At 47.3% G+C, this 10696-nt stretch carries 7 protein-coding genes; 6 read left to right on the top strand and 1 reads right to left on the bottom strand.

The features are described 5' to 3' along the window. The first annotated feature begins 1 nt into the window (after position 1). From betA to L5M37_RS09575, 4 genes are all read left to right on the top strand, one after another. Positions 2–1687 (top strand): choline dehydrogenase, encoded by a 1686-nt coding sequence (betA, locus tag L5M37_RS09560; RefSeq protein ID WP_263200251.1) that lies wholly within the window; start codon positions 2–4, stop codon positions 1685–1687. Positions 1688–2059: 372 nt separating this feature from the next. Beyond that, positions 2060–3277: a BCCT family transporter gene (locus L5M37_RS09565; protein WP_263200252.1), complete on the top strand. Its 1218-nt coding sequence runs from the start codon at positions 2060–2062 to the stop codon at positions 3275–3277. Positions 3278–3291: 14 nt separating this feature from the next. Further along, on the top strand, positions 3292–3996 hold the full coding sequence (locus L5M37_RS09570) for a TorF family putative porin (protein ID WP_263200254.1): 705 nt from the start codon (positions 3292–3294) through the stop codon (positions 3994–3996). A gap of 101 nt (positions 3997–4097) precedes the next feature. After that, positions 4098–4574 (top strand): MarR family winged helix-turn-helix transcriptional regulator, encoded by a 477-nt coding sequence (locus L5M37_RS09575; RefSeq protein WP_006080852.1) that lies wholly within the window; start codon positions 4098–4100, stop codon positions 4572–4574. Between the two features lie 128 nt (positions 4575–4702). On the opposite strand, the gene L5M37_RS09580 is transcribed toward L5M37_RS09575, so the two are convergent. Further along, on the bottom strand, positions 4703–5332 hold the full coding sequence (locus L5M37_RS09580) for a peptidylprolyl isomerase (protein ID WP_173497052.1): 630 nt from the start codon (positions 5330–5332) through the stop codon (positions 4703–4705). Between the two features lie 567 nt (positions 5333–5899). Between L5M37_RS09580 and malQ the strand changes: the two genes are divergently transcribed. Both malQ and glgB read left to right on the top strand, forming a co-directional pair. Further along, positions 5900–8332: a 4-alpha-glucanotransferase gene (gene malQ, locus L5M37_RS09585; protein WP_263200256.1), complete on the top strand. Its 2433-nt coding sequence runs from the start codon at positions 5900–5902 to the stop codon at positions 8330–8332. A gap of 128 nt (positions 8333–8460) precedes the next feature. Then, entirely contained in the window at positions 8461–10695 is a 2235-nt protein-coding gene (glgB, locus tag L5M37_RS09590) for a 1,4-alpha-glucan branching protein GlgB (RefSeq protein ID WP_263200257.1), read from the top strand. The last annotated feature ends 1 nt before the right edge of the window (position 10696 follow it).

Raw genomic sequence — 10696 nt, forward strand, 5'->3', positions numbered from 1 at the left:
TTTGACTCAGTCATTAGAGCAAAAATATTATAACTACATCATAGTTGGCGCAGGCTCAGCGGGTTGTGTGCTCGCCAATCGCTTGTCAAAGGATCCTAAAAACGAAGTGCTGTTATTAGAAACCGGAGGCAGTGATAAGAGTATCTTTATTCAAATGCCGACGGCGTTATCAATTCCGATGAACAGCCCTAAATATGCTTGGCAGTTTGAGACGCAGCCTGAGCCGTATTTAGATAATCGCAAGATGCATTGTCCTCGGGGCAAGGTGCTTGGCGGTTCATCGTCGATCAATGGCATGGTATACGTTCGTGGTCATGCTAGGGACTTTGATGAGTGGCAGGCGCAAGGGGCGACCGATTGGGATTATAGCCACTGCTTACCGTACTTTAAGAAGGCGGAAACCTGGGCCTTTGGTGGTGATGAGTATCGCGGCGAGTCTGGACCGTTAGGCGTGAATAACGGCAACCAGATGCAAAATCCCTTATACCAAGCCTTTGTGGATGCGGGCATTGCGGCGGGGTATTTATCGACCGCCGATTATAATGCCGCGCAGCAAGAAGGTTTTGGCCCTATGCATATGACGGTCAAAAAAGGCGTACGCTGGTCAACCGCCAATGCCTATTTACGCCCAGCGATGGCTAGACGTAACCTCACGGTTGTGACCCACGCTTTAGTGCATAAAGTGTTATTGGAAGGACAAACGGCTGTTGGCGTTCGCATTGAACACAAAGGTAAAGTTGAAGATATTCGTTGTAACAAAGACGTGATTTTAGCTGCTGGCTCAATAGGTTCGCCGCATTTACTGCAATTATCAGGCATTGGCGATCCCCAAGTATTGGCCGATGCAGGGGTCGAGTTACAACATGAGTTGCCCGGTGTTGGTCAGAATTTACAGGATCATTTAGAGTTTTATTTCCAATTCAAATGCCTTAAACCGATTTCACTCAATGGCAAGTTAGATCCTTTCAGCAAGTTCTTAATCGGTGCCCGTTGGATCTTAGATAAGTCTGGCCTAGGGGCCACAAATCACTTTGAATCCTGTGGTTTTATTCGCTCAAAAGCGGGTCTGGAGTGGCCGGATTTACAGTACCACTTTTTACCTGCGGCCATGCGTTACGATGGCAAAGAAGCCTTTGCGGGTCATGGGTTTCAGGTACATGTGGGCCATAACAAGCCTAAGAGTCGTGGTGCCGTGACCTTAGTGTCGGCAGATCCTAAAGCGCCACCTAAGATCCAGTTCAATTATTTACAGCATCCCGATGATATTGAAGGCTTTAGGGCCTGCGTGCGCTTAACCCGTGAGATCATCAATCAAGCGCCATTCGATGAGTATCGCGGTGAGGAAATTCAACCCGGCACACAAGTGCAAACCGATGCGCAAATCGATGCCTTTGTGCGTCAATCGGTTGAGAGTGCATATCATCCTTCTTGTTCGTGCAAGATGGGCACAGATGCGATGGCGGTGGTGGATCCCGAAACCCGCGTGCACGGATTGCAGAATTTACGGGTGGTGGATTCTTCTATTTTCCCGACTATCCCGAACGGCAATTTGAACGCGCCGACCATCATGTTGGCCGAGCGCGCCGCGGATCTGATTTTAGAGGCTGAGATGTTAGTGCCAGCAGATTCCGCCGTTGTGGTTGCCGACGCTTGGCAAACCACACAAAGAAGTACTGCGACAAGTTAAAGCCATAAGTTAACAACACGCCTGCTCAGTCCGTCGTATCGACGGACTGGCGGCTTCAATTTTGAAGTGACTCATTAATTGATGGCTCAAAACTCATTAATTGATTACTCAAAAGGATCATGATTCATTTTATCTAAAGGGTCGGTCAGCCCGCAGTGAGTGTGCAAATGACCGCTTTCACGACTGATCATCTATCAGGGTTTAACTATCGCGGAGTGTTTTTAAGTAGCGATATTTAAGGCTTGAGGGCAGAACGTTGCCTTTAAAAATGGTTCAGTTTTTATTATTAAATAAAAACATGGAGTTACATTTTATGGGTTTATATCCAGATGCCGACTTATACCCAGTATCGACTGGGACTGAGTGCTCATTATGACTTGGTTATTATCCGCAGGGATACTGTTCACTTTTGCCGCGATTGCGTTTGTGATTTATCGCTGGGGCAATATTCGCTGTATCGGCGTGACGCCTGTGCGTACTTTTACCTTTATCGCGATTCTGTTTACCTCAGGACTTGATGTCGGCTTGATCATGTTTCCGCTCACCGAGTTTGCGGGTTACGCCAATGTGGCGGCGAGTCCTGAATACGGCTTTAGTAATCCGCTGGCGATTGAGTTTGGCTTCTGGGCCTTCTTGATTTGGAGCTTCTATTTTTTAACCTGTTTTTATTTTTGTGTCATCGAGCCTAGGGTGAGATTCTTCGATATTCCTTGGGTTAAGTTCATCAATAATATCGTAATTATTGGCACCTGCGCCTTTACCGCCTATTTGCTATTGAGCAATTTACCTTGGTATTTACCCGAATTAGGTGATGGCGAAACCATAGTCGGTAGCTTCTATTTAATCGTATTTATGGTGATCGCCGCGGCGGTATATTCCAGCACTAGCATACGTTATGTGCGTATCTTGAGTCTGGCGAGCACTTGGTTATTTTTAGGCTTGATTGCCATGATGTGGGCCAGTGCATTTTTATCGGCTGACTCGAGTGTGGGCGAGTTCTTTACGACCTTTGCCATGCTGGGCGACTACTTCGGCAATATTCAACATTTTGTGTTACCCATCAACGACTACCATGAGTTTTATCTGTTCTGGTGGTTTGCATGGAGCATTATGATAGGCCAATTTACCTCGCGCTTTGTCGGCGGGATGAAAACCTATCAAGTGCTGCTGGCCATGATGGTGTTTCCGTCTATCCCCATCGCGATTTGGTTCACCGTACTTTATTACTACAGCGCCAATGGCTTAGATACTTCGGGCTTCTATAATCTGGCGATGGTGATCGTGGGAATTACCTTTGTAATCAATTCCCTCGACTCACTTGTACGCCTCTATACCGATAATCTTAATTTGACCATTGAGCGGTTAGGCAAGTTTCAATATGTCAGTTTTAACTTAGTCTTGCTCTGCAGTCTGACATTACTCTTTCAATTAGACTTTCTTCAAATTCAATGGGTTGGTGCAATCGCACTGGGCCTGATCTTTAGCTGTTTTGGTTACATCATGATGACGCAATTGCAAACAGTTCGTGCCATTGAGCGCTCGCCAAAAGAGAACAAAATCGACTTTACTAAAATTGAGCTAGCCAACTAATGGAAAAATTAATAATGAAATCAAAATGTTTTTATCTTGTCACCGGCGGATTGTTATTGATGTCGACTGCGGCGAATGCCGGATTATCGGCCACTGTGACGGCGACGTCGGATTACACTTTTAACGGTGTCAGCCAAACTGACAGCGGCCCAGCACTGCAAGGCAATTTGGATTACGGTTTTGATTCGGGATGGTACGTGGGCGGCTTTACCTCGAACGTCGACTTTGGGGGAAACGACAGTACTTGGTTGGAGCTCGATGCCTATGCGGGTAAGTTTTATCAGCTCAATGAGCAACTGAGTTTCGATGTCGGACTGGCTTATTATACTTACCACGGCGAGTCGTTTTCCGATGAGTACAACTATCCTGAGCTGTATAGCAAGTTAGGATATGATAGTTCACTGGGTCACTCTGAGGCTAAGTTGACCTATACATGGGATTACTTTGGTTTGGGTGGTGAGCATTACACTATGTTGCTTGGCCATACTGTCAGTGTCGCTGAAGGACATGATATTCGCTTTAGTGTCGATCGCTCGACATCACTTGATGAGGATAAATGGTCATGGGATGGTGGCAAATCTTTTAATCATTTCCGTATCGCCTATCTGACCAGTTGGAGTGGCTTTGATTTCAGTCTTGCCGCCGAAGATACCAGCATGAACTTAGATACCAGTGACGAGCGTCTAGTGTTGTCAGTATCGCGTCAATTCATGTTGTAACATCAGGAATTTTGCCGTAAAAGCGCCTCCCGTGGGTGAGTTCAGTCGCGCTTTCTGGTAAGGTGCACTCGTTGCTTAGAATGGGGAGAATGAAAAGAACGATGGAAAAGTACGAACAACTGCTTATTTCGCTGCGCCGAGTGATACGCGCTATCGACATTCATTCTCGCCAGCTGAACAAACACTCAGGTCTAACTGGGCCGCAATTGATGGTGATGCAGAAAATCGCCCAATTGGATGCGCCATTGGCTAAAACCGTGGCGGAAGAAATTACGCTCAGCCCTGCAACTGTGACGACCATTATCGATCGTCTAGAGGGACGTGGTTTAGTGATCCGTCTACGCAGTGAGACTGATAAACGTAAGGTGCATTTATATCTTAGCGATGCGGGCCGAGCACTGTTACAGGACTCACCTAAACCGTTACAGGATCATTTTATTAAGCGTTATCAGAATCTTGAAGAATGGGAGCAGAGTCAATTGCTCTCAGCCGTTGAGCGTATCGCGACTATGATGGACGCCGATAAAATTGATGCGGCGCCTATGCTCTTGGTGGGGAAGATCCAAGGGGATGAGTAATCGTTTAGCTCATGCTTTAAATTAATTAGACGTTAAAATCGATTAGATTTTAAAATGAAAAAGCACTGAATCTTCAGTGCTTTTTTGCTTTTAGTTAGATGTCGTTTAGCTGTGCGTCTTTTAGATGCTTAAGCAGCAGGGCAGCTTGTTTTAGCAACAGAGTTAATCAGGATTTCTTGCACTGGCGTATTAGCAAAACCACCGCTGTTTTTTGTCGGTACTATGCTGATCTGATCCGCCACATCCATGCCGTCGACCACTTTGCCAAACACGGCATAACCATAATTACTCGCAGACGCATCCAAATGTGGATTATCTAACACATTGATAAAGAACTGTGATGTTGCAGAGTTAGGATCATCCGTGCGAGCCATGGAGATAGTGCCACGTTTGTTGCTAATACCGACTGCGGCTTCATTCTTGATGGGGGCATCGCCTGGTTTGCTTTTGAGCCCAGTGGTAAAACCGCCGCCTTGGATCATAAAGTTATTAACGGTTCTATGGAATAAGGTGCCGTTATAGAATGACTTATCAACATACTGCTTAAAGTTTTTACCTGTGATTGGCATGTTAGTTAAGTCAATGGCAAGTGTGATATCGCCTTTCGTCGTTTTCATTAAATAACACACATCCGCAGCTAAGGCTGGCGGAGTGGGATCGGGCGTCGGTGGCGTCGGCGTTAAATCACCATCTGTACTTCCTTCACAACCCGTCAAGGCAATGCAGCCGACAAATAGTAATCCTGATAACTTCTTCATTTCATATCCTTATTCTCAATCATCATTGGGGTGTTTTTGCTTTAGCATTCCATGGGAGCGAGCCACTGGCGTATATGCGAGGGCATATCAGGTTCCATGAATTTAATGTTGTTATTATGTTTCTATGCTGTAGCGAGACGAGATGTTGACAGAGGAGAGATAGGCTGTTCAAGTTATAAAACGCAATTGATACAAAGTGTTGCACTGATGTCTGTGGTTAATATGTCACCTGACGTATTTGTTAGTATTAGTCTGAACGCAATGACATAAAAATGACTTACGCTTGTCATGTTATTTCTACCCATTTGCTCTTCACTTATTGCATGCTTTAGGAGCCATGCTTGCCCTCTTGCTGAACGCATGCCCCAATTTAGTGCATTCCACTCTTTATATCCTGATAGCTACTGAGCGCCAACTTAACTGAGTGCTTCTAGTAAGTTACTGATTTTTTTGAAAAAGTTTTTTGTTATTTCTCTGAAATATTTATGTCATCTTCTTGTTACTTTTCGTTGGCATGGTTACTGTATATCTAAAGCTATGGATGAGCGGTCGCGGGGGCGACAAAATATGGGGCTGGAAAAGTTGCTGTATTTGCGGGGAGTTGGAGCAGAATTTACTGATTGTTTTGGCCAAAACATCCATATTTCCGAGCTAGACAGGCAAGGTATCTTGACCTGTATGTTACAGGAAAAAAACAGCGTGGCAGGGACTGCCATTGATGCTCCTGCTACAGAAGCGTTATCGAGTGATGCTGGGCTGACCTGTGTCGATGCGGTATTGACCGAAGCATTGATCGCGTCGCAAATTGACTTGCTGGATGCCCGTCCTTGGACTCAGGTGCTACCTGAATTCCATTGGTGTTTTGTGGATGAACCTTGGATAAGCCTTTGTTTACCAGAAACCTACACCTCAGATCTGAGTGTGGCGATTGAATGCGAACAGGGTGAGTCCATCGTATTCGATGTGCCTTTCTCGGCGCTTAAGTCCATTGGCGATTACCGCATTGAACAAACGCTTTATCTACACTATCGCCTTGATCTTACGCAACTGGGATTCGCACGCCTCGATTTAGCTGAGGCCAAGACCCAAGCTTTCCCTGACAACTTAATGCCCGCCGAGACTGAGGCGGTGAATTTAGCGTCCTATTTCCTGAGCAGCCAAGAGTTCACTAACAACCCTGCATTTACAAAAAACCAAGACTCATTTGCGCATGCAGCCGACAAAAATGCGAGTGATTTATCTATGTTAGGTTTGGGCTTTCATCGCATAGCCTTAAGCTTAAAACATACCCTATCGACAAGTACACAAGCGGCAAGCTCTGCGCTAGAGGGCTGTGTGACGGCAGAGGCAGAGGCTGATACTCGTACTTTGTTTTCTGGCACCTTAATGGTGGCGCCGCGGGCCGCTTACCAAGGCGTACTCACGGCTGTTGCCCAAGGTAAACGCCATAAACCTTGGGGGATCAGCGTTCAACTTTACAGTTTGCGCAGCGAGAGCCAATGGGGCATTGGTGACTTTGGTGATTTAGAACAACTGATCGGGCTGGTGGCGGCGCAGGGCGCGGATTTTATTCAACTCAATCCCTTGCATGCCCTCGATATCGCGGCGCCAGAGCATCCGAGTCCCTACAGTCCGTGCGATCGCCGCAGACTTAATCCTCTTTATATTCAATTACAAAGCGTTCCTGAATACCAAGCTCTTGCCACTGAATTTTCAAGCGCTACTTGGGTAGAGGCTATCGCTTTACTGAATCGTGATAATTGGCTCGATTATCCTAAAGTGAGTGAGCTGAAATACCGTGCCTTTGAGCAGTTATATCGCGTCTTTTGTGAAACCCATTTAGCGAATGACACGCCCAGAGCGCAAAGATTCCATGAGTTTGTGCGTGAGCAGGGCAGTGCACTACAAGAGTTTGCTCAAGCGGAATATTTACGTAGTCCTAAAGCGTTTGTGCAAGAGGAAGGTTTCTATCTTTACCTGCAATTTGTGGCTGAAAAGCAGTTACACCTCTGTCAGCTAAAAGCTAAAGAGGTGGGGATGGGGCTGGGATTGATCCGTGATTTGGCCGTCGGTGCAGCGCTGCAGGGCAGTGAAGTACAGGCTAATGCCGAGCAGTTTTGTTTGAATGCCAGCATAGGTGCACCGCCCGATCCCTTTGCACCCCAAGGACAAAATTGGGGCTTAACGCCACTCGATCCTGTGAAGTTAAAACAACATAATTTCAGCCATTTTATCGCCTTGATCCGCGCCAATATGGAAAGCTGTGGCGCCTTGCGTATCGATCATGTGATGGGCTTACTGCGACTCTGGTGGTGGCCGCTGGATAAGCAACTCGGTCACGGTGCCTATGTGTATTATCCCGTCGAAACCTTGCTTGCCATCGTTTGCCTTGAGAGCCAACGTGCTCGCTGTGTGGTGATTGGTGAAGATTTAGGACTGGTGCCACCTGACATTATTCATCGTCTCTACACTTCTGGCATTTATTCCAACGAGTTGTTCTATTTCTGCAAAGACCATCAAGGCTTTAAATCACCGGATCAATATAAGTCTCAAAGCTTAATGATGCTGGCGAATCACGATGTGCCGACTTTAGTCGCTTGGTGGTGTGGCAGCGATTTACACCTGCGTCGGCAGTTGTCCCTGTTTGAAACTGACGAGCAGCTAGGCGAGGCGCTTGCTGGGCGTGAACATGAAAAGCAGCAACTCATTTCACTGTTAGTCGCTCAAGGTCTGTTAGCCGAGGTGGCGATAGCCGAACTCGATATTCAAACCTTGCTCACGGCTTGGATGACCTTAGGAGCTCGCGGTAATAGTGCGCTATACAGCGTGCAACTGTGCGATTTATTAGCCGATCGCCATGCGGTGAATATTCCCGGTACTTGGCTCGAATATCCAAATTGGCAGCGTCGCCTGCCGCTGAATTTAACGCAAGTGTCGACTTCGCCAGAGATACTGCAGCGATTACAAAATATCGCTGTGGCGAGACAGCTACCGAGCTAAATCTAGCACCAGCGAAAGGCTGCCTAAGTCGCACCACATTATGCCATCCCTAAAGATGAGATTATTAGGGGGGATGTGGGTAAATAGTACCAATTTGCAAGTTTAATTGACTGATAAACGGAAGAAAAATGATGACTCAAGCCAATGCCTATTTCTACGATGGTGCCGACGTCGCCCTACTTAATGGTCAATACACTGATGTTTTTTCGCTCTTAGGTATGCACAGTGCCAACGAGGGTAAGGCATTAATTGTTCGTTGTTTTTTTCGCAATGCCCTCAGTGTGGATGTGATCAGCATTAAAGATGGCCGCAAAGTGGCGAGTCTGGACAAGGTCAACGAGCAGGGACTATTCGCCGGCACTCTGGGACGACGCGTCAAGCCGTTTCTCTACTTGCTACGGGTGGAATATCCCCTGTGTCAGTTAGATATAGTCGACCCTTATCAGTTTGATTCACTGCTCAATAGTGACGATATTTACCTGTTTGGTGAAGGCAGCGCCGAGCGCGCCTATGAATTTTTAGGTGCCAACTGGCGTCAAACCCAAGGCGTCGAAGGCGTGCATTTTTGTGTGTGGGCACCTAATGCTAAGCGGGTTTCTGTGGTGGGAGATTTTAACCATTGGGACGATACTCGCCATGTTATGCGCCAACATATTGCCAATGGTTTATGGGAGCTATTTTTACCCAATGTGGCTGAAGGTGCACACTATAAGTTTGATTTGGTTTATCAAAATGGTGAGCGCCATACTAAATCCGATCCCATGGCAACCCAAATGGAATGCGCGCCCCACAATGCTTCTATCGTGCCCAAAAAAGCCCACCATAGCTGGAATGATACCGCTTGGATGAGTAAGCGAGCGGCGACAGCTTGGCATAAAGCGCCCATGTCGGCCTACGAAGTCCACTTAGGTTCGTGGCGTCGTAAGGGAGAGCAAGGCGAGCAATATCTTGATTATCAAGACTTGATTGAACAGCTTATTCCCTATGTGAAGGAGCAAGGCTTTACCCACATCGAACTGATGCCGATCAGCGAGTTTCCCTTTGATGGTTCGTGGGGATATCAGCCTGTGGGTCTCTATGCGCCGACCCACAGATTTGGCGATGCCAATGGGTTAAAGGCCTTTGTGGATGCCTGCCATCAGGCGGGGATTGGTATCATCCTCGATTGGGTGTCGGCGCATTTCCCTAAGGATCCCCACGGCTTAGTGCGTTTCGATGGCACATGTCTGTATGAGCATGAAGATCCTCGCAAGGGTACACATCCCGATTGGGATACCCTAATTTATAACTATGATCGCGGTGAAGTGCGCAGCTTCTTGTTGAGTAATGCTTGTTACTGGCTGCGGGAGTTTCATTTCGATGGCCTGCGTCTCGATGCCGTGTCTTCTATGTTGTACCTCGATTACAGCCGCGAGCCGGGCCAATGGCTGCCCAATGCCTATGGTGGACGGGAGAATCTCGAGGCCATCAGTTTCTTACAAATTTTGAATCAACGCCTGTACCAAGCTTTCCCCGGCATTTGCATGATTGCCGAAGAGTCCACCGCTTTTGCGGGGGTGACTAAGCCGACGGATCAGCAAGGTCTCGGCTTTGGCTTTAAATGGAATATGGGCTGGATGAATGACAGCTTAAGCTACTTAGGCCGAGATCCGCTTTACCGCCAATTCCACCATCATCAATTGACCTTCAGTTTGATGTACGCCTATACCGAGCAATTTATGTTGTCCGTGAGTCACGATGAAGTGGTCCACGGCAAGGGCTCGTTGCTGCATAAAATTCCCGGTGATGATTGGCAGAAATTTGCGACCTTGCGTGCTTATTACGGTTTTATGTGGGGGCATCCAGGTAAGAAATTACTCTTTATGGGCTGCGAGTTTGGTCAGCGAAATGAGTGGAACCATAACCAGAGTTTAGATTGGCACTTATTGGCTTACGAGCCGCACCAAGGCGTCCAGCGTTGGCTTAAAGATCTCAATCACTTATATCAAAAAATGCCAGCCTTATCGGTTCAGGATTACGAGGGCGCAGGATTTAGTTGGCTAGATTGTGAGAATAGCCGCGACAGCATCTTTACCTTTGTGCGTTACGGGTTAGCGGGTGATGCGCCGTTAGTGTTTGTCATCAACATGACGCCCCAATTACACACTGGGTTCCGTATTGGTTTGCCTTTGGCGGGGGATTACCGCGAATATCTTAATAGCGATAGCCAGATTTATGGTGGCAGTAATCAAGGTAATGCGGGCACTGTGGTTGCTGAGTCGCTGCCGTGGCAAGGAATGGCGCAGAGCGCGCTGATCACTGTGCCACCCTTGGGCTGTCTAGTCATAGGGCCTGCGTTAACCGGATTGGCTGAGGCGAACTAGC

It is taken from the genome of Shewanella sp. SM69 (genome assembly GCF_025653985.1).
Taxonomy (GTDB): domain Bacteria; phylum Pseudomonadota; class Gammaproteobacteria; order Enterobacterales; family Shewanellaceae; genus Shewanella; species Shewanella oncorhynchi.

Excerpts from the sequence above, each read along its gene's own strand:
- L5M37_RS09565 (WP_263200252.1), top strand. The coding sequence starts at position 2,060 with ATGACTTGGTTATTATCCGCAGGGATACTGTTCACTTTTGCCGCGATT.
- L5M37_RS09570 (WP_263200254.1), top strand. The coding sequence starts at position 3,292 with ATGAAATCAAAATGTTTTTATCTTGTCACCGGCGGATTGTTATTGATG.
- L5M37_RS09575 (WP_006080852.1), top strand. The coding sequence starts at position 4,098 with ATGGAAAAGTACGAACAACTGCTTATTTCGCTGCGCCGAGTGATACGC.
- L5M37_RS09580 (WP_173497052.1), bottom strand. The coding sequence starts at position 5,332 with ATGAAGAAGTTATCAGGATTACTATTTGTCGGCTGCATTGCCTTGACG.
- malQ (WP_263200256.1), top strand. The coding sequence starts at position 5,900 with ATGGGGCTGGAAAAGTTGCTGTATTTGCGGGGAGTTGGAGCAGAATTT.
- glgB (WP_263200257.1), top strand. The coding sequence starts at position 8,461 with ATGATGACTCAAGCCAATGCCTATTTCTACGATGGTGCCGACGTCGCC.